Consider the following 19,449-nt stretch of genomic DNA (forward strand, 5'->3'; position numbering starts at 1 on the left):
TTGAAACTGGTTAATATCTGGCTCTTCTGGATGATATAATCTGGCTGTTGGAATGAGTCAGAATTCAGAACAACGATCTTCTGGTGATTCCTGTTCGTCACATATGTCCAGAAAGTTCGTGATCAGCCATTCATTTCTCACCTCTGGGTGAAAGAGGAGGCCATACCACGGCCGATCGTTTGCCCGAATCATCTGAATACCAGATGAAGACCTGGCAAGAACCGTTACGGTCCCGTTGACTTCAACCCCTGACCTGTGCAGTTCCCATCCGGTGAACTGCTCCCTCCCCTCTAGTATTCGATCAGCACCAATGCACCGTATTTCTGTCATCCCAATCGCTTCTGATGGAACAAGTCTTCCTCCGCATGTGAGTGCCATCAGCTGCATGCCCGCACAAATCCCCAGTACCGGCCCGGCCCATTCTTGCAGCCATTCAGGGAGTCCGATGGTAAGATACCGATTATCCATGAGTGCAGTGCCGGTCAGAATTACTCCCTTCAGGTCGCCCGGCATTTCGTGTGAATTAAGCGGGAGAACTACTGAATGGTGAGCAGTTTTCTGTACGACCGATTCTATCGGGTTAACAAATTCGCGTTTGAGCAGAGGAAGATCCTGATTTGTACAGTCAAGTATCGCGATCATTTGTCCTCCAGTTCAGCACCGGTGATCAGGAATCTTCCGTTATGATTTTTGTATGTCATCTCTGATCTGGTGATCACGATACGACGGGTGAAGAAGGGGGCATCACAGACAAAACTCTCATACTCTCCCCCTTCTCCGGTGAGAGAGATGTCGTACTTGCTCCTGATTGAAAGTAGCCTGTTCACGAATTCAGGATCGATCCTTCGTCCAAGCCAGGTCTCATTAAACGGTGCAGAGAAGATTCCTGCGATAATTATCTCAAATCGGTTTTCAATCAGTTCGTTCAGGTATTCCTCCTGTTCACAGAGCCAGAGTGGGTTAAATGACCAGAGCCCTAGTTCCAGACAGATCCGCTGGACACGTGAAGCCTGGTACACTGACTGAATGGCACCGGAGACAACCCCTTCAATTGCATACCTGTTGATAGCTTCATGTAAAGCCGCCCTCAGATCATCGAGCTCTGCCTCTTCCTCTCCTGCTGTCTGCCATTCGATCAACGGAATACCTGCTGCTTCTGCCTGGAGACGGGTCAGATCAATGTTCGGGGTGTGAAACATGTAACTGTCAGTGTTGCAGGATCGTATCGTGACAAAACAGACGACATCACCTGACTGCATCGCTCTCCAGCATGAGTAAATGGAATCCTTTCCACCTGACAGGAGTACAGCGAGTCTCATACCGCACCACCCGAATGCAAGGTTATCCCTTGTTTCAAAGAGTTACCCCACTCGCTACGAAGTATGGCTCTGATAATTACATCCTCCCAGACACCGTCTTTTAGAAGATGTTCTCTGAGTAGCCCTTCCTGGTGCATCCCTAGTTTCTCCAGTACTCTCCCTGATGCCGCGTTTCTCACAAAATGTAAAGCAGTGATACGGTGTATGAGGAGCTCATCAAATGCATATGTCATGACTGCTGCTGCTGCTTCGGTTACATACCCACAGTTCCAGAATGGGAGTCCAATCCAGTATCCGATCTCGGCCCGGGCATGTTCCTGTTCAAATGTGAGGCCTATCGCCCCGATGATCCATCCGTCTTCTTTCCTTGTAACTGCAAAGACGAGTTGCGAGCCTTCGGCATACCATGTTTCATGACATGCAATCCAGATCTCTGCCAGACTGATTCCATAAGGGTGGGGTATATGGATGCAGCCATGGGCAACCTCTGCAGAACCGGCAAGTTCCCTTACTATGCAAGCCTCTTCAAAAAAGAACTGCCTTAAAATAAGTCTACCAGTCTGCAGAACAGGGTAATCCTTCATTTTTTCTGAAAAAGAGGTGGGGGATGGATCATCATTTGTTCGCTTACAAACTTGCATCAGGTGAAAAGGTTTGTGATCGTATGAATCATGTTTTCAAATCCGGTGGAGAGGAGCACACTTGGGTCTATCCCGAGGATAGGGAAGATGAAGATAAAGTAGGCAAAGGTTCCGATGCTACTTCCGACGTTTGCAAGAGCTGCGACCAGCACAACTTTGAAGAGGGGAATCTTCCGCATCTCTGCAAATGATTCTGCTGAAAATATCTTCTTCACATCAGATGGACGGGGTTTTCTGATCTTTGCCTCAACAATTGCAGAGAACCATCCAGCTGCGATGAGTGGGTGTAGTGCAGAGATTGGTGAGATGAGAAATCCGGTCAGTGCCGAGAGGGGATGCCCGCCTGCAAGAAGGGTACAAACCATTGTCGGAATTCCATGAATGATCACCCAGTATATAAGAGCCAGGATGAGCACATCGGTCCCGACTCCTGAGAAGATAATGGCCAGGATGATCAGGGCAAAGACAACCATCACTGCTGCAGCAAAAATCTTCCCCCATGGCCGTGTTTTGATCTTCTCCACGAGACCTGGCATCGGCGGGAGTGACTTCGGGTCTTTGAGGAATCCATCGATGCCCTTGCGGTGGCCCGCTCCTACCACTGCAAGTACCCTTTCATGGGTCTGCCCAAGTTGTATCAGATGATAGGACATGTAGGCATCCCGTTCAGATATTAAGGCATACGCCCCACGTGGGGAGAATTTGTGGAACTCTTCCATCGCCACTGTGACAAAGTCCTCTTTCTTAAGTTCTTCAATGTCGATCATCTCACTTGCATTATCTGCGACCACGAGGGAGCCTGCAAGGGAATAAAACATCTTGAGTTTTTCAAGTATCGACATGGAAGCCCAGAACCGGTGAAGTGTCACTCTGATGTCACGATCGATCAGGGCGAGTTCAATTCCTCTCCCTTCAGTTTCAGTGATGGCTGCTTTCATCTCAGCGCCGGGCTCCACTCCCACATCCATTCCGATTTTTCTCTGAATATATGCGAGAACCCACTGGATCAGTAGTTGGTTAAAATTTTGGGCATGAAGTATCTCTTCGATGTCCGGATTCTGCTGCTGCTGTTTTAGTCCGTTGTATCTTCCCTGATCAAGTTCTATGGCGACAACGTCCGGGTTCCATTCCCCAATTGCCTCGACTACTTCATCAACGCTCTTCTGTGAGACATGTGCTGTCCCAATAATCCTGATCTCACCCATTCATTATCCTCATTCCTTCTCCATCGATAACCACCAGTTTTCCATCTGGGATCTTCACCCGGGTAAGGACTTCTGAAATACGCTCTTCTTCTGCTGTTTCTGCTCGCTGCCGGTCTATCAGGTCCTGTATCATCTGGTTTATGACCATCGGCTCTTCACCTGCACTGGTTCCTATTCCATTACAGGGGGATGTTATCAGGCTCCCATTATTGATCATAAATGGATATGTCCGGCATATCCAGGGGCGGGATTGGTAGATCAAGCAGCCTCCTTCACCAAGAAACCTGCATCTGTCACCTTCACGCTTGAGTGCCCATCCGAGGGTATACTTTCGATCACCCTCATGAATCTGGTCCGGGTATGGTTCTGCAACCTCATCGAATGTGAGCGAAGTGGCAGCCATGATCGTTCTCACCTCTCCCGGGCTTACCAGAACAAGATTTGATCCCGGTTCAGTCTCCCTGCAGCATGCACCACACCTGATACAGGTGAAGTCAGTTCTCCCGATCTCTGAGTATAACTGCTGGTCAGAAATTCTGCTCAACCCTGACAGAGCTTTTCAAAATTTTCAAACACACGATACCCTTCAAAGGTATGGCTGACCTCCGGGTGCCACTGCACCCCGAAGATGGGAAGATCCTGGTGCCTTATTGCTTCATTTCCACAGATGTCAGATGTAGCCAGCTTAGCAAATCCAGGTGGAGCGGTGATCACCTCATCGGCATGGGATGCCCAGACCTGAATGGTATCAGGATACCCCTGGAGAATAGCATCCTGGTCAACCACTGAGACAGTAACGGCACCATATCCGCCCATACGTCCGGGTTTTACTTCTCCTCCGAACTTAATTGCGATGATATGGAGCCCGAGGCAGATCCCGAGCACAGGAAGTTGCAGGTCCAGATATTCTGCGGATCTGCCTGCACGACCGATATCCGGCCCTCCGCCGAGGATGATACCCCGGTATCCGGTTGCAACATCATCAGGGGGAGTGGTATTTGGAATCAGGATCGATTCAATATCAAGATCCCTGAGAGCCCGTGAGATCAGATGGTTAAACTGACCATGATTATTAACCACAGCGATGGGGAGCATCTCCCCAAATGTTGGCGTGCTGACTACAAAGGTTTTGAGGGACAGTAGGTTGTGACAAATCTGAGGATCGACTCCTTGATCTCAGGAAACTGATGGCCCATCAGGTGGGCTAGAAATATTGCTCCTCCTGCTCCCATCCCTTCTTTCACCTCTCCAATACAGTATCGTACCAGTCCTGAGTGCCCAATTGCCCCGAAATCAGGATCGACGATGGTGAGAGGGGCTCCAATCTGCGCAGCAAGATCAATGCAGTTTGCATCCTTATCGTCACAGACATATACTGTGGTTACCACTTCTGGAGCCGGCATGCCCAGTGCCATTAGGATAGCAGCAACTGCCAGCATCTGGGTTCCACCGGCGAGAAAGAGTGTACCTGTATAGGTGCTTGCAATTCCCGCAACAACCGCCATCATTGGATCACCCACTTCTCTAATGAGGTCAAGAGGATTTTTTGTCCCTAAAGCCTTGATGCGCTGGAGGGCAACAGTTACGATCTCCTCTTTGAGTTCTTTTGGGCTCTTAGTTGCAGCACTGCTGACATGTGCCTGATACCCGCATGCACGAAGGATACAGAGTGCTGTTGTGGTCCCTCCAGGGACACATTCTCCGATCACCAGTGTGTCATACGTTTCTGAGAAGAATCTTCCTGCCCATTGTCCATTGGTATACAATCGTTGTGCATCAGGCACTGCAGGTTCCTTTCTGGGGTCCTGTCCGGGTGATGAGTAGAAATCAAGGCAGGGAACATCTGGCTGATGGGCAAGGCCGGCATTAATGAAAAGGACAGGAAATCCTGCCAATTCTGCCATGGATCTGGTGATGGAAGCAGGGGTCGGGCATCCCGTCCCTGTGTTGGGCGTTGCATCGCAACTGGTGATCTTGCCCTGTATGATGAGTTCAGCATCCAGGTTTGGAACCATGAGGGATCCCTGTGGATTCGGACCGGTACCTGAAAGGCCGGGGACTGTTGAAAGAAGAGTATTTGCAAGAACACCACAGAAAAGGGGCGATTTCGGAATGTGAGTGTGAGATCTGGAGAGGAGAGTCATACTCACCGGTTGGCATCATTGATGCATGAATCTGCCTCCTTGAAGAGGTCTGTCTGGATCACCCAGATGCAGTCAGGTACTTCTATTCCTGTCAGAAGTGATATGTACCTAATTATGAATCCCCTGAACCCGGTCATAGCCCTTCTCCAGTTTACAACAATCCTTCCTCTTGGAAGAATGGCACCGTTTGAGGCATTCTCCCGGAATGTCTGGATCTATCCGCTTGCCGGGTATGTCACCGGGGGGATTGCAGGTGTGGTTCTTTTTCTTATTCCTGCTCCTCCGCTTGTAGCAGCAGGAATAGGACTTGCCGTTCTGCTCTTTGTCACGGGTTGCAACCATCTGGACGGTCTTCTGGATCTCGGAGACGGGTTGATGGCACATGGAAACCGTGAGATCAGGGTTCGTGCCCTTACCGACCGGACGATAGGCACTGGTGGGATAGCCCTTGGGCTTATGGTAACCCTGCTCTCCTGGGGTTCCCTTGCTTCACTACATCTGGCATTTATTGCAATTATCCTTGCAGAAGTTGCGGGAAAATATACTATGGTGATCATGACGATCTTTGGCAGACCGTTTCATGAAGGACTTCATGCCATGCTGCACAAGTACACTTCTCCGTGGTATGCCATACCATCCACTCTTCTTCTTCTCCCGCTTCTCCTTCTGCCGGTTTCTATTATATCAATCGGGCTTATGGTTGCGGTAATAATTGTAGTGCCTGCTATACTCATCACCCTTTCAACCCGGCTTTTTGGAGGAGTAAATGGTGATGTCACTGGTGCAGGCGGAGAGATCACCCGTGCAGGGGTGCTGGCTGTTCTCGCCTGTACCTCGGCTGTATCCGCACCGTCCCTGATGGATATTTTGCTTTGATTTTATTTGGATCTGAAACGGGGGGTGTAACCTGTATTGGCATCATCATCACAGGTGATCTCAGTTCCATCCCTGACGAGGGTGTTGAACTGCATCGCTGCTTCCATCAGCGCCTCAGGTGGCATAACGCCGGTTCGGATCTGTCCTGCAATTATATCATATGGAGAGGGCATAATCCGCGCTCCCACTTTGACCCCTTTACAATGTATGCACAATCCACATCTGGTATGCACAGCGAGTTTTCCTGAAGCGCATTCAACCTGAACCTTATCGCAGGATAATTCTCGGAGTATTGGGAGAGATTTCATGATATTGGATATCTATCCTCAGGATCAGTATTTATCAGTTCGTCCACCGGGCTCCGAATCCTAATCGGTGTCCTAGAAAAGGAATGGATGGGCATGAAAACTATTAAAAAGAACTTCTATCAAATATGTAATACTCGCATAAATGGACTGTGTTAGGCAGATCTGATATTTGCGGAGGTATTGGAGGATACTATACTATGGCAGCTGAGAAGCCACACATTAACCTCGCGGTCATCGGCCACATTGACCACGGCAAGTCTACTACCGTTGGACGTCTTATGTACGAAGCAGGAGCAGTTCCTGCGCATATCATCGAGCAGTACAAGAAAGAAGCAGAGTCAAAGGGAAAAGGATCCTTTGCATTTGCATGGGTTATGGACAACCTCAAGGAAGAGCGTGAGCGTGGTATCACCATCGATATCGCTCACAAGAGGTTCGACACCGACAAGTACTACTTCACCGTCGTGGACTGTCCGGGACACCGTGACTTCGTCAAGAACATGATCACCGGTGCATCACAGGCTGATGCAGCAATCATCATCGTTGCAGCACCTGATGGTGTTATGGAGCAGACCAAGGAGCACGTTTTCCTTGCAAAGACCCTTGGTATCAAACAACTCATCATCGGTGTCAACAAGATGGATGCATCCAACTACGATGAGGCACGGTTCAACCAGGTCAAGATTGATGTTGGTAACCTCCTCAAGATGGTCGGAACCAACCCTGACAGCGTCAAGTTCATCCCAATCAGTGCATTCGAAGGCGACAACATCACCAAGATCAGCGACAAGATGCCCTGGTACAAGGGGAAGACACTCTTCTCACTTCTTGATGAACTTGAAGTCCCGGAGAAACCAACCGACAAGCCACTTCGTATTCCAATTCAGGATGCATACTCAATCTCCGGTATTGGGACTGTTCCAGTCGGCCGTGTTGAGACCGGTATCCTTAAGAAGGGTATGAACGTCGTCTTCATGCCAGCAAACAAGGGTGGAGAATGCAAATCCATTGAGATGCACCATGAAGAGCAGCCACAGGCACTGCCCGGTGACAACATCGGTTTCAACGTTCGTGGTATCGGTAAGGACGATGTCCGCCGTGGTGATGTATGCGGTGCCGCTGATGTTCCACCATCAGTTGCAGAAGAATTCTCTGCACAGATCGTCGTTCTTCAGCACCCAAGCGCAATCACCGCAGGATACACTCCGGTTTTCCACTGCCACACTGCACAGGTTGCATGCACCTTCATTGAGCTCGTCAAGAAGCTCGACCCACGGACTGGTCAGACCTCTGAGGAGAATCCGACCTTCCTGAAGGCAGGAGATGCAGCTGTCATCAAGTGCAAACCAACAAAACCCTTCTGCGTAGAAAGCGCAAAGGAATTCCCCCAGCTCGGTCGCTTTGCCATACGTGATATGGGTCAGACCATTGCAGCCGGAATGTGTATTGAAGTAGTCAAGAAACAATTCCGCTAACCCTAATTTTTTGGGTGTGTTTAATCATGCAGAAAGCCCGTATCCGGCTCACCGGAACAGATTACCAGAAAGTCGAAGAGGTATGCGACAAGATTCGTGAGATCGCAGAACGCACTGGCGTAAACCTCGCAGGACCAATCCCGCTCCCTACCAGAAAACTCGTTGTTCCAATCCGGAAGAGCCCGGACGGCGAAGGTACCGCAACATGGGACCGCTGGCAGATGCGTGTACACAAGCGTCTCATTGATATCGATGCAGATGAGCGTGCACTGCGACAGCTGATGCGCACCCAGGTACCAAAAGATATCGGTATCGAGATTGTTCTCGAGAGCTGATTTTTTTTGGTGCATAACGTGCTGAAGCACGTAATTTCCAATATCTATAACCGCACCTCCGCAGGGCGGATCATTCTTCTCGTTTTTTTAGTAGGCCTTCTCATCAGATGTATCTCACCAGATCTGAAACTCTTTCATCATGACGAAGCCATCCATGCATGGTATACGTATAATCTGATCACTACCGGTTCGTACCTGTATGATCCCGTCTACCATGGCCCACTGCTCTATTACCTGACAGGTGCAGCATTTTTCCTGTTCGGAGCATCAGATGTTGTCGCTCGTCTGCTCCCGGCAATCTTCGGAGCAGCAATTATTCCTTTATTCTGGGTGCTACATCAGAACGGGTGGATCAAAAAAGATCAGGCCATCTTTGCGTCCCTCTTTTTTGCACTCTCCCCCTCCATGGTATATTTCTCCCGGTTTCTGCGCCATGACATATTCCAACTCTTCTTCACTGTCTGTCTTCTAGTCTGCTTACTTCTCTATCTGGACAAAGGCAAGTGGCAGTATGCTGCCTGTGCTGCTGCATCAGCAGCCTGTGGTCTCTGTCTGAAAGAAGATATGCCAGCAACTCTCCTCATCTTTGCATCGTTTTTTGTGCTGATGCTCATGACCGGCCGGATTCGGCTGCCAAAGAGATGGTTGCGTGATCTGGTGGTCGGATTACTGGTTATGGCTGGTATTGGCACGCTCTGTTACACAACATTTCTTTCTCACCCGGAGATGATCCTGCTCGCTCCTGGGAAAGCTATCTCTCATTGGATGGGAGTTCAGGGGGAGTGCAGAATCTGTGGTGCTCCATGGTATTATCTCCTGCTTCTGGTTGTCTACGAACTTCCGATCCTGATCCTTGCCGTTCTTGGGTTCTGGCACTGGGGAATCAGACAGGCCGGTTTTTCCGAGCTGAAATCTGAAACATCTCGACATCTGCAAAAAATAAAGAAGAGTCATGGTGCCGACCATCAGACAAATGATAATAAATCAGCATTTCTGCTCACCTTTGCGATCTACTGGGCTTTGCTTTCACTACTCTTCTATGCGTATGTCGGGGAAAAGGTTCCCTGGCTCCTGATTCATCAGTTGTTTCCCCTGATTCTTTTGGCATCGTATGATCTATCCGGGAAAAAGATCATTTTGGGACTGCTGGGCTGTGCATTCCTCCTGGTCATGACCCTCCATGTCTGCTACACCCCGGCTGATATCAATGAACCCATTGTTCAGACGCAGAACAGTGAGGATCTTAAACATGTGATGGATCTCATCTCGGTATCCAACATGTCAGTGGTGACAACAGATGCATACTGGCCGCTTCCCTGGTATTTCAGGGGAGAAGGCTGGAATAAAATCACCCTCCTTGCGCAAAAACCCGCTCCTGCCATGATCCTTCAGAAAGATCCCGATCTGGTCATCATGCTCAGTACGAATTCATATGATTCAGGTTCTCTTCCCGGGTACCAGAAACAGGTGGTTGCCTATAACTACTCTTTCTCTCTGCCTTTGGTGGAGAAGGATTTCCCTGCTTGGTACTTCATGCGCGATGGAACTAAATTAAGCACCTATCTTGATGTATTCTCTAAAAACCGATCCTTTTCCTCTTCTTTTTAGTTTCAATCCCGGAAAACCATCAGGTGAGTTTTTTTATTTCAGTCTAGAATGATCAGATATACATGTGTGCCTGCAGTCTGAAAGATCGTCTTTCACTCTCTCCGTTCAGGATATTTATCCTCATCTTCCTTCTCGGGCTTATGGTTCGGATCATACTCCCAGAAGTAAAACTTCTTCATCATGACGAAGCGATCCATGCCTGGTTTACATACGATCTGATCACAAAGGGAACGTACCTGTATGATCCGATGTACCACGGGCCTCTTCTTTACTATCTGACTGGAGCGGCTTTTCTGCTGTTTAAGGATTCTGACATGATTGTCAGGTTTCTTCCCGGGTTGTTCGGGGCAGCAATCATTCCTCTGTTCTGGATATTATATCGGGAAGGATGGGTAAAATGCAATCATGCCCTTGTCGGGGCATTGTTCTTTGCCATATCCCCCTGCATGGTATACTTCTCCCGCTTTCTGAGGCATGACATCTTTCAACTCTTCTTCACGGTGGCATTGCTCGTTTTTCTTCTCATGTACTTTGATAAGGGAAGATGGCAGGATGCAGCCGGTGCAGCAGTGTGTGCGGCATGCGGACTCAGCTTAAAGGAGGATATGCCCTTTACTCTCCTGATATTTGGTTCATTCTTCCTGTTCATGATCCTTAACGGACGGATTGCCCTTCCCCTAACATGGAGAAGGGATCTTGGTGCAGGACTCCTGATCATGGTGGCTATCGGGGCAACATGCTATACCACCTTCTTTACTCATCCAGAAATGTTCATTCAGGCACCTTTCAAGGCTATTGAGCACTGGATGGGCATACATGGACAATGCAGGCTTTGTGGAGGTCCATACTGGTACCTCCTAATTCTGGGATTGTACGAGGTACCGATTGCCCTGCTTGCCGGAGTAGCAGTGTGGCAATATGGAATCCGCGAGAAGGGATTCGCTGAAGTGAGAATTGGGATTGCCTCATATCTGAAGCAGTTGATTGGTGGTGGCGGATTCTTCAAACCGTATGTTGGGATTGGAGATCGGTCCCGGTTTTTCTTTCTTCTTGCCCTGTACTGGACAGTCCTTTCCATGATCTTTTACGGGTATGTTGGTGAGAAAGTTCCTTGGCTTATTATTCATCAGCTCTTTCCGATGATCCTGCTTGCAGCCTATGATGTGCAGTCGCGTGTCAAGTTCATTGCAGTTGGTATTGCCTGTGTCTTCCTGTGTGTTATGATGGTGCATGTCTGCTATACACCGGCTGATATCAATGAACCTATGGTTCAGGTGCAGAACAGCGAGGATATGCGGGAGGTAATGAAACTAATAGATAATTCAAACTCTGTTGTGGTTGCCACTGAATCATATTGGCCTCTTCCTTGGTATTATCGTGGAGACAAATGGGATAAGATCTCCTTCTACGGACACAAGGTCGAGCCTTCTGTGTTTGAATCAAAGCATCCTGATCTTGTGATCACCCATGATACTGAAAGTTACCCTGACTTGCCAGGATATGAGAAGAAGCAGTATAAACTCAGTTACTGGTTCTCGTGGTATGATAACAAGGATCGGGTTCCTATGTACTATCTCTTCAGGGATGGCAAGACTGGAAGCATCAATCTTGATGTCTTTGTAAAAGAAAAATCAGGCTCAAGCATTGTTCAATAACCTGACCGGCACCTTACTTTCCACTTTTTTTATCTATGGAAATGCAGCAGGAAAGGTCTATGTCCGTTCATGAGTTCTGCTTATTTATGTGATATTATCACTTTCGGAGCGGGATATTCTGTTATTATGATACATAGTTTGTCGATGCCAGGCTCATCATCTGATCTTAAAAATATGCGAATAATGACACAGAGAGATATCAGTATTAAAAGATATTAGAAGAGTTCATCATACTGATGAGACTTCTTTGTTTTTGGTGAGGAGCGTTTCTTCCATCCGAATGATCCTCCACCACCTTTTCCACTTCCACCTTTACCTCCTCCACCGCCGCGTCTTTTTACAAATAAGACAGCTCCTGCAATGACTGCAATAATAACGATAACGATGGCAACATTAGGGAGTATTGATGCTACTGTAGCACCTATGTCAGGGCCTGAACTTGCCGGTGTCTGGTTAATCTCATTATTGAGGTTCTGGGTATCATTGAAGACCTCTGTGGCTTTGGTAAACGCATCTTCTGCTTTCTGTTTTGCATCGGTATACTTGCCCTGTTCAAAGAGTTCCTGAGCATTTGATGCGTACTCTGCAGCAAATTCGCGCTTGGTAATAATTGGAGCCAGCCGTGGATCTGTCTCCATCTTTTTATCTCCCTTGAAATAGGTAATCCACTCATCGGTCCGGTCAATTGCCTCTTTGGCGTCGGCTATTATCTTCTGTGAGATACCCATGTCCAGGTATGTATATCCATCCTGAACATACGTCCCTGCATTATCCATGTAGATCTTTGCATTGGCAAAGGTCTCTTTTGTTGCAGTCTGTAGGGCTGTATTAGCATCTTTTACCTTTTGCTCAGCCTTGGAGGTATCAATGCCGTCAGCCTTGTACTTGGCAATTTCGTTCTGTAACGCTTTTACCTTTGTCTGTACCGAACCGATGTCTCCGGTTAACTCATTTGGATTTGTAACAAATGCGGAGACATTTTTTACCTGCTCTTTTACCTTGCTGTTAGCGCCTGTAGTACTGATACTCACAACTTCAATCTGCTTGGATGAGTTGACCTTGGGAGCATTTCCTTTGAGTGTGACCTTTACCTGCTCTTCCTTGTCTTTGTATGAAAGTTCCCATCCGGTGAGGCTCAACTGGCTCTTGCTTGACGCCGGTCTGGGATTTTCTACACCATCAAGCACAATAACATAGTTCCAGATAGGGTTATCGAGTTGGGTGGAGAGCAGAATGTTCTCATCACTGGGAAACGTCTCTCCTGCGGTTGAGATGAAATCAATCTGGAAATCAGCCGTAACATTTGTCTTTCCAGATTCGAGATCTCCGGCAGGTTTCACATTGACATATCCTACATCAACCCCCGCCAATACCGGGGAGATTGCTAGTCCAAGCAGGACCAGCACTGAAATTATGAGTGTTCCAGTCTTCATGCGCATCTCATTCAAACAACGGTTCGATACTCTCATCGAGTTTGATCTTGTTCTCTTCATCAATCCGTTCTGATGTGGCTTTGGTCTCCTTGGCAATTTCGAGGAGTTTTGTGACACGCGGTGCATCAGCGATGGATGCAAGGAGAACCACTGCTGCAACAAATCTGCTCTGTGCAGGGAAGTCTCCTCCCCTCACCTCAACACCGGCGATGTTCTCTTCGACCCAACTCTTTGCTTTCTCGATACCCTTTCGATCCAGTTCATCAGGTGGTCCGGCTACCAGTACCAGGGCACGGCTTGCTGTGGAGTATTCACAAGGAAGTGTTAGCCGTCCAAGCATTGCCCTCCGAACCAGCGAAAGAACGCGCGAAGTTCGGTCTTCGCCCATCAGTTTGTCCTCGGGACGTCGCTCCTCGACCTGATTCCTGCGTAAAACCCGCCCGAGCAGTCCCTTTTCTGGTTCAGATGTCTGAGTTCCTACCTCACTGATGGCATATCCAACTGAACTTATACCCCCGCCTTTGAGTGTGTTGATGATCTCACTGGAGTCAACCACCATCTCACCAACATGGCCTAGGGATCCGACCTCCCCGGCACGGAAAAGAAGTCCGAACCTGCGAACGATCTCCTCATTCAGCCGGTCGAAGGCTCCTTTGATGCTTTCTCCCTCGTTTTTCCATGCGCTATTATCAAAAAGGATTACGTTATCAGCTTCTTTTACAAGGGTGGCGAGGCTTCGTGCTGCATTGTATGAATACAGTCTGCCTTCTTCAGGTGCAGGAAGTATTGCTAATACGTAAACTGGTTCTGTATAGATCTTCTTCAGGTGCCTGGCGAGGACAGGAGCACCACCGGAACCGGTACCTCCTCCGAGGCCTGCAACAATGATGAACGCTTCTGTCTCTCCGATCCCTTTCCGATCAATAGCATTCATCACGATGTCGATCTCATCGAAGGTTATCTGGGCACCGGTATCGTTGTCTGTTCCTACTCCATGCCCTTTTACAGTTGTCTGACCGATAAGAACCCGATCTTCAAACTCGAGGTTCTGAAGTCCCATGAGATCAGTACGAGCAGTATTGACTGCAATTGCCCGGAAGCTTCCTCCCGAGGCTCTCTGGTCAAACTCGATGAACTTGTCAACGATTTTGCCTCCTGCCTGACCGAATCCGATAAAGAATACTTTCATTGTGGTTACACCAGTTGCCCTGACATTATTTGGAACCTTGATATTGCGTACATTTTACGTGTATATACTCAAAAAGCTTCTTCAATAAGCGCGAAGGGATTAACTAAGGAAGTATGAGCGGAGATTTCAGATGAGGATAGGCATCATAGGCGGAGGCCTTGCAGGTCTTGTCGCCGGGTACTCGCTCGCAGATGCATATGATGTGGTCATATTTGAGCAGGAACCTGAACTTGGCGGCCTGCTCTCTTCGTACAGGAATGAGCGGTATACTATCGAACGGTTCTATCATCACTTCTTCTCCGGCGATACAACTCTGATGACTCTGCTTGATGAACTTGGACTTTCAGACGAAATTATCTGGCTTTCAGGGTCCACAGGCTCGTTTACGGATGGGGATATTCACCCACTGACCACCCCGTTTGAAATCCTTCGCTATCCGTATCTGAGCATCATAGACAAGGCAAGGCTTGGGCTCTTTACCAAACAGGCATCGCATATGGATATGGTTCCACTTGATGCTATCACAGCACACGATTTTATCATTTCTAAACTGGGTGAGCGAATATATCATTCATTTTTCGAGCCTCTTCTCAAATCTAAGTTTGGTCAGAATGCTGATCTTGTATCTGCTGCCTGGCTCATCAGTCGTGTGGCTATCAGATCTGATCGTGGAGTGGCAGGTGAACGGCTGGGGTATATTAATGGCGGATTTTCTGTCCTGATTGATCGTCTTTCAGATGCTGCCCAAGATAAAGGGTGTGTTATCCGGACCGAGGTTCCGGTAACCTCCGTAGTTCAGGTGAGTGTATCACCAGATCCTGGCTGGGAGATCAACGGTGAGTTTTTTGATATGGTGATCGGGACAGTCAGCCCCCGTATTCTTCAGAATCTTGGCGTGCCTGGTATCCCATCAATTCCGTACCAGGGGGCAGCATGTCTGACCCTCGCGCTCTCCCGTGATGTGACAGGTGGTATTTACTGGCTGAACATCACTGACCCTGCCCCTTATGGAGCTGTGGTTTCACATACAAATTTTGCCCCGTTTGAGTGGTACGGGGAACATCTGGTATATCTTGCCTCCTATTTCTCAGGTGATCCTGATCCTTCTCTTCAGGAGAAGATGCTATCTGATTTCTGCACAAAATTTTCTGTAGATCCTAAAGAGGTACATTGGAGCCGGATTGCCATTGATCGTGATGCCGGTCCGCTGTATCTTACCGGATATATGAATAATCTTACCAATCCGGCTGTGCCAGGACTGTACCTAGCAGGGATGTTCTCACCAGAGAACTACCCTGAGCGGAGTATTGAAGGCTCTGTGAAGGCAGCCCTGCGAGTCGTGGAGGGTATCCAAAACCGTGAATAGTATTACTGAATCATTCGTATCCGTAGTCATTCCTGTCTATAATGACCTTTCAGCCCTTCAGGATGCCATTCCTCTTACCCTTAAGGTGATGGAAGAGTTTTGTTCAGGGTTTGAGATCATTATTGCTGAAGATGCTAGCACAGATGGGTCTGCTGAGTGCGCTGCCTCATGGCAGGAAAAAGACTCACGGGTTATTAACCTGCACCGTGACCAGCGGCTTGGACGCGGGTCTGCCCTGACTACTGCTGCCATACAGGCAAAAGGAGAAATTTTCTGCTACTTCGATGTTGATCTTGCAACAGATATGTCATACCTTCCCATGCTCATCAGGGCAGTTGCCGAGGGTGCAGACGTTGCGACCGGATCGCGACTTCTGTCTGATAGCAATATCACCCGTAGCCTGGGCCGGGAGGTCAAGAGCCGCGGATACAACTGGCTTGTCCGATTTATTCTCAGAAGCAGACTGAAGGACCATCAGTGCGGATTCAAGGCATTCAAAAAAGAGAGTCTTCTATCACTTCTGCCGGATATTCGGGATACACACTGGTTTTGGGATACTGAAGTGCTGGTTTGTGCACAAAGAAAGGGCTATCAGATTGCAGAGATACCGGTTATCTGGCGGGAAGGGCCTGGAACTACGGTCAAGTCACAGGATATCTGGAAGATGGGTCGCTCAATATTGAACCTCTGGTGGAGACTTCATGTATCGTAAAATTGTCGCCCTCGTGCTCTCACTTCTTCTGGCTGTCGGGATCATCGGTGCAATGCTCTGGCGGGTCTGGGGTGATCTTAATGCAACGCTTCAGTACCTGCATCCTTTGTATCTCGTTCCTGCTATACTGATCTGTGTCGCTGCATGGTTCTCAAGAGGATGGCGATATAAGATCATTCTTGCCAGACTCACCGTGATTGTGCCGACGCTCTTTGCGACTGCCTGTATATATCTCTCACAGACTGTCAATCTTCTCGTTCCGGCAAGGTTAGGTGATCTAATTAGGATCATTCTTGTGAGGCACGAGTATGATTCAACTGTTTCACAAGGGCTCTCCTCGATTGTTGTCGAACGGGTGTTTGACATCATCACAGTTGCATTTCTGGGTCTGATCTCGATCCTTTTTGTTATCAATGTTCCAGAATGGGCACTCTCGCTGATTGCGATCCCCCTGATCCTTGGGGCATTGTTCTTTGGCATTCTCCTCTTCATGGGTCGTTTTTCTTCAGAGAATAAGTACGTCGGATACATTCTGACTATGCTTGCCGAGGTAAAGGAAGCCTCCCTCACCCCTTCCTCTGCTCTTCTGCTCTTCTTCTCATCGATTGCCATCTGGATCATGGATACGATTATCTGTGTCTCGGTTGCAGCGATGTTTAATCAGGAGATTCCACTAGCAGTTGTTCTGCTCGCGATTGTGGCAGGGAATCTGGTAAAAGCTGTTCCGATAACTCCCGGGGGCCTTGGGACCTATGAGGCCTCTCTTGCTATTATTTTTGAGTTGTCAGGAGTTGCCCCAGCGACTGCGACACTAATTGCGGTGATCGATCATCTCATCAAAAACCTGATCACAGTAATCGGTGGAGTTGCATCGATCTTCTACTTTGGAAACTGGGTTGTCCCTGAGATGATGGCAAGCATCAAGCGCCGTTTGTCAGATAATGGGGATGAGGATGTATGATTACTCCCGGGGATTTCACTCTGATCCTTGCATGGATAATCCTCATATTTTTCCTTCACTTCTCGCTGGTCCCGTTTTTCCAGACCTATTTTAAAAAGGTGGCAGTTCCTCTCGCATTCAGTCTTTCACTGTTACTCTATACACTCCTCAGTTACTGGAGTGCCCTGGTGCATCTTCCTGTCCAACTTGCATTGATCCCTTTCTTTCTTGGTATGGGGTACACCTGTCTGCAGGCATGCCGGGAGAATGGAATTCGTGAAATTTTCAGATACCATTCGTTTGTTGCATCAGAATGGAGATATTACGCCCTTTTCATCATCGTCTTTCTGGCGATGCTGTTGCTCCGCGTCTACAGTCCTGATATCAGTGCTGCTGAAAAGTTCATGGATCATGGGTTCATCTCTTCAATGATGCGCATGCCTGTCATCCCGCCCCTTGATCCCTGGTTTACGGGTGGTGATCTCTCGGTTTATTACTATCTTGGGCACTGGATGCTTGCCGCCCTGGGTCTAACATCAGGAGTTCCTTCACCGGTCCTCTTCACCATGGCACTACCAACGATTGCTGCACTTGCTGGCGTCAACATGTACGGGGTCGGTCATCTTCTCCTTCCCCGTCTTCGCCTCCTCCCTGTGGTGCTGCTTTTCATAATGAACCCTGCTTTTGTTCATCTTGCCATGGCAGGGACTGAATGGAGTAAACTCCTCTGGGACAGTACCCGGGTAATCGACGGGACCATAAATGAATATCCTCTGTTTTCATTCATTTTTGGTGACGTGCATGCGCATGTGCTTGGTTTCTTCCCACAGACAACCCTGATTCTTCTCATCATTCTCGCTGTAACCTGCTGGAAGGAGATGCAGCCGGCTTCCCGGCTGGTCCTGATCCTCTCGTCTGGTCTGACACTTGGTTCAATCCCGCCCACGAACACCTGGGATGTCCTTATCCAGGCCCCTCTGGTTCTCATCACCGGAACCATCCTGCTGATTAATTCAACTGGTTCTCGTTCAGAGCCTGATCATTCTCCTTCTCTGGCAGGAAGACTTGTTAAGAAAGTCAGAGAGCCTGTGTCCGGAAGAGCGATCATCAGACATTTTTCCCAGGGAAGGGGGGCACTTCTCTACCTTCTGTTGGTGCCGGTAATTGGTGTCCTCTGTTATCTTCCCTATTATCTGATGATGAAAGCACAGGGAATTGGGGGGATCGCAGTAGTTCCTCTGCCGACTTCGATATCTGAATTTATGCTTGTGAACGGATGGTTCATCCTTATACTTGCGGTTTCCCTCCTCCCCATCTTCAGGCGTTCGCCCTGGCTTCTTGTCATTGCTGTGCCGTTTCTGGTAACCGGATATGTTGCAGCAGCGATACCTGCAGTCCTTCTTGGTGCGGTATTGGTCAGGCGTGAAGGGGCTTGCGATCTCCTGGCTGGTGCAGGTCTTGCGATCCTTGTCTTCTGTGAGATCCTCTATCTCAAGGATAACATGGGCGACCAGTATTTCAGGATGAATACCGTCTTCAAACTCTATATCACCGCCTGGCTGCTCTTCAGTGCTGCCACTGCCGGAATGCTTGGAAGGCTCATCCTCCCTCTGATAAACAGTGAGTCATGGTCAGCACGAATGGTTGAGGGTGCAGTTCCGCTGATTCTTCTGCTCCTTCTTCTGCTTCCGGCAGTGGTCACTGCCACTCATGCAGGGCCGCATACCCCGACTCTTGATGGACTTGCCTGGCTTTCAGTCTCCCATCCGGACGACCTTGCAGCGGTTACCTGGCTTCGGTCCCAGGAAGGAAACCTTACCCTTGTTGAGGCTGAAGGGGGAGACTATGGATACTACTCCCGGGTTTCAGCATTCACCGGAATACCTGCACTTCTCGGGTGGTCGTTCCATGAATCAATGTGGCGTAACAATACCCCGCTTGGATGGTATGCTCAAAGGACAACTGTTGTGCGTACAATCTACGAAGATCCGTCATGGTGTGTGAAACTCATGAAGATGTTTCACATCGATCTTCTGTACGTGGGGCCGACAGAAGAGGAACGCTACAATGTCACCCTCCCTGATGCCGGTCTCTCACCAGCGTATCATCAGGGTGCGGTCACGATATACCGTCTGGCCTGATCCGGTATTCCCGACAGGATCTGCTGATTTCACTCTCCTCTTTTCAAAACATTTATTGACTCTGATCCCATACTTGTATGGCACATTCGTCATGTACTGATG

The 19,449-nt window shown here is 48.7% G+C and carries 19 protein-coding genes; 9 read left to right on the plus strand and 10 right to left on the minus strand.

What is annotated here, in order from left to right:
• Nucleotides 1-57: 57 nt before the first annotated feature.
• From ACHZA2_RS12735 to cobT, 7 genes are read right to left on the minus strand one after another with little or no spacing between them, the layout of a single operon-like run.
• Nucleotides 58-642 (minus strand): gamma-glutamyl-gamma-aminobutyrate hydrolase family protein, encoded by a 585-nt coding sequence (locus ACHZA2_RS12735; RefSeq protein ID WP_319580020.1) that lies wholly within the window; start codon nucleotides 640-642, stop codon nucleotides 58-60.
• Nucleotides 639-1,319 (minus strand): diphthine--ammonia ligase, encoded by a 681-nt coding sequence (locus tag ACHZA2_RS12740; RefSeq protein WP_319580021.1) that lies wholly within the window; start codon nucleotides 1,317-1,319, stop codon nucleotides 639-641. Before ACHZA2_RS12740 ends, ACHZA2_RS12735 begins: the two co-directional genes overlap by 4 nt.
• The gene (locus ACHZA2_RS12745) at nucleotides 1,316-1,903 is read right to left on the minus strand and encodes a GNAT family protein (RefSeq protein WP_319580022.1); all 588 of its coding nucleotides are present in this window, start codon (nucleotides 1,901-1,903) and stop codon (nucleotides 1,316-1,318) included. The genes ACHZA2_RS12740 and ACHZA2_RS12745 overlap by 4 nt, the downstream gene beginning before the upstream one ends.
• Before the next feature lie 56 nt (nucleotides 1,904-1,959).
• On the minus strand, nucleotides 1,960-3,165 hold the full coding sequence (locus ACHZA2_RS12750) for a TraB/GumN family protein (RefSeq protein ID WP_319580023.1): 1,206 nt from the start codon (nucleotides 3,163-3,165) through the stop codon (nucleotides 1,960-1,962).
• Nucleotides 3,158-3,709 (minus strand): YkgJ family cysteine cluster protein, encoded by a 552-nt coding sequence (locus ACHZA2_RS12755; RefSeq protein ID WP_319580024.1) that lies wholly within the window; start codon nucleotides 3,707-3,709, stop codon nucleotides 3,158-3,160. Before ACHZA2_RS12755 ends, ACHZA2_RS12750 begins: the two co-directional genes overlap by 8 nt.
• Nucleotides 3,706-4,260: a GMP synthase subunit A gene (locus ACHZA2_RS12760; protein WP_319580025.1), complete on the minus strand. Its 555-nt coding sequence runs from the start codon at nucleotides 4,258-4,260 to the stop codon at nucleotides 3,706-3,708. Before ACHZA2_RS12760 ends, ACHZA2_RS12755 begins: the two co-directional genes overlap by 4 nt.
• 23 nt (nucleotides 4,261-4,283) lie before the next feature.
• Nucleotides 4,284-5,309, minus strand: coding sequence for a nicotinate mononucleotide-dependent phosphoribosyltransferase CobT (gene cobT, locus ACHZA2_RS12765; RefSeq protein ID WP_319580026.1), 1,026 nt, complete (start codon nucleotides 5,307-5,309; stop codon nucleotides 4,284-4,286).
• Between the two features lie 21 nt (nucleotides 5,310-5,330).
• Between cobT and cobS the strand changes: the two genes are divergently transcribed.
• Nucleotides 5,331-6,185, plus strand: coding sequence for an adenosylcobinamide-GDP ribazoletransferase (gene cobS, locus ACHZA2_RS12770; protein WP_319580027.1), 855 nt, complete (start codon nucleotides 5,331-5,333; stop codon nucleotides 6,183-6,185).
• Nucleotides 6,186-6,187: 2 nt separating this feature from the next.
• Here the strand turns inward: cobS and ACHZA2_RS12775 are convergent, their stop codons facing one another.
• The gene (locus ACHZA2_RS12775) at nucleotides 6,188-6,373 is read right to left on the minus strand and encodes a hypothetical protein (RefSeq protein ID WP_394698570.1); all 186 of its coding nucleotides are present in this window, start codon (nucleotides 6,371-6,373) and stop codon (nucleotides 6,188-6,190) included.
• A gap of 317 nt (nucleotides 6,374-6,690) precedes the next feature.
• Between ACHZA2_RS12775 and tuf the strand changes: the two genes are divergently transcribed.
• The 4 genes from tuf to ACHZA2_RS12795 all read left to right on the plus strand — a co-directional run bounded on the left by tuf (nucleotide 6,691) and on the right by ACHZA2_RS12795 (nucleotide 11,566).
• Nucleotides 6,691-7,968: a translation elongation factor EF-1 subunit alpha gene (gene tuf / locus ACHZA2_RS12780; RefSeq protein WP_319538449.1), complete on the plus strand. Its 1,278-nt coding sequence runs from the start codon at nucleotides 6,691-6,693 to the stop codon at nucleotides 7,966-7,968.
• Between the two features lie 26 nt (nucleotides 7,969-7,994).
• Nucleotides 7,995-8,303: a 30S ribosomal protein S10 gene (gene rpsJ / locus ACHZA2_RS12785; protein WP_109969135.1), complete on the plus strand. Its 309-nt coding sequence runs from the start codon at nucleotides 7,995-7,997 to the stop codon at nucleotides 8,301-8,303.
• A gap of 18 nt (nucleotides 8,304-8,321) precedes the next feature.
• Nucleotides 8,322-9,911 carry a flippase activity-associated protein Agl23 gene (locus ACHZA2_RS12790; RefSeq protein WP_319580028.1) on the plus strand — a complete coding sequence of 530 codons (1,590 nt, stop codon included), beginning with the start codon at nucleotides 8,322-8,324 and terminating at the stop codon, nucleotides 9,909-9,911.
• 62 nt (nucleotides 9,912-9,973) lie between these two features.
• On the plus strand, nucleotides 9,974-11,566 hold the full coding sequence (locus ACHZA2_RS12795) for a flippase activity-associated protein Agl23 (RefSeq protein ID WP_319580029.1): 1,593 nt from the start codon (nucleotides 9,974-9,976) through the stop codon (nucleotides 11,564-11,566).
• A gap of 215 nt (nucleotides 11,567-11,781) precedes the next feature.
• Here the strand turns inward: ACHZA2_RS12795 and ACHZA2_RS12800 are convergent, their stop codons facing one another.
• Nucleotides 11,782-12,999 carry a hypothetical protein gene (locus tag ACHZA2_RS12800; RefSeq protein ID WP_319580030.1) on the minus strand — a complete coding sequence of 406 codons (1,218 nt, stop codon included), beginning with the start codon at nucleotides 12,997-12,999 and terminating at the stop codon, nucleotides 11,782-11,784.
• Between the two features lie 7 nt (nucleotides 13,000-13,006).
• Nucleotides 13,007-14,188, minus strand: a complete 1,182-nt coding sequence (locus ACHZA2_RS12805) for a tubulin/FtsZ family protein (RefSeq protein ID WP_319580031.1) — start codon at nucleotides 14,186-14,188, stop codon at nucleotides 13,007-13,009.
• 130 nt (nucleotides 14,189-14,318) lie between these two features.
• Between ACHZA2_RS12805 and ACHZA2_RS12810 the strand changes: the two genes are divergently transcribed.
• Genes ACHZA2_RS12810 through ACHZA2_RS12825 form a run of 4 tightly spaced genes read left to right on the plus strand, consistent with a single transcriptional unit; the run spans nucleotide 14,319 to nucleotide 19,347 of the window.
• The gene (locus ACHZA2_RS12810) at nucleotides 14,319-15,554 is read left to right on the plus strand and encodes an NAD(P)/FAD-dependent oxidoreductase (protein WP_319580032.1); all 1,236 of its coding nucleotides are present in this window, start codon (nucleotides 14,319-14,321) and stop codon (nucleotides 15,552-15,554) included.
• Nucleotides 15,547-16,266, plus strand: a complete 720-nt coding sequence (locus tag ACHZA2_RS12815; protein WP_319580033.1) for a glycosyltransferase — start codon at nucleotides 15,547-15,549, stop codon at nucleotides 16,264-16,266. The genes ACHZA2_RS12810 and ACHZA2_RS12815 overlap by 8 nt, the downstream gene beginning before the upstream one ends.
• Nucleotides 16,256-17,227 carry a lysylphosphatidylglycerol synthase transmembrane domain-containing protein gene (locus ACHZA2_RS12820; protein ID WP_319580034.1) on the plus strand — a complete coding sequence of 324 codons (972 nt, stop codon included), beginning with the start codon at nucleotides 16,256-16,258 and terminating at the stop codon, nucleotides 17,225-17,227. The genes ACHZA2_RS12815 and ACHZA2_RS12820 overlap by 11 nt, the downstream gene beginning before the upstream one ends.
• On the plus strand, nucleotides 17,224-19,347 hold the full coding sequence (locus tag ACHZA2_RS12825) for a DUF2298 domain-containing protein (RefSeq protein ID WP_319580035.1): 2,124 nt from the start codon (nucleotides 17,224-17,226) through the stop codon (nucleotides 19,345-19,347). Before ACHZA2_RS12820 ends, ACHZA2_RS12825 begins: the two co-directional genes overlap by 4 nt.
• The last annotated feature ends 102 nt before the right edge of the window (nucleotides 19,348-19,449 follow it).

Origin of the sequence: uncultured Methanospirillum sp., assembly GCF_963668415.2 — an archaeon.
In the GTDB taxonomy this organism is placed as follows: domain Archaea; phylum Halobacteriota; class Methanomicrobia; order Methanomicrobiales; family Methanospirillaceae; genus Methanospirillum.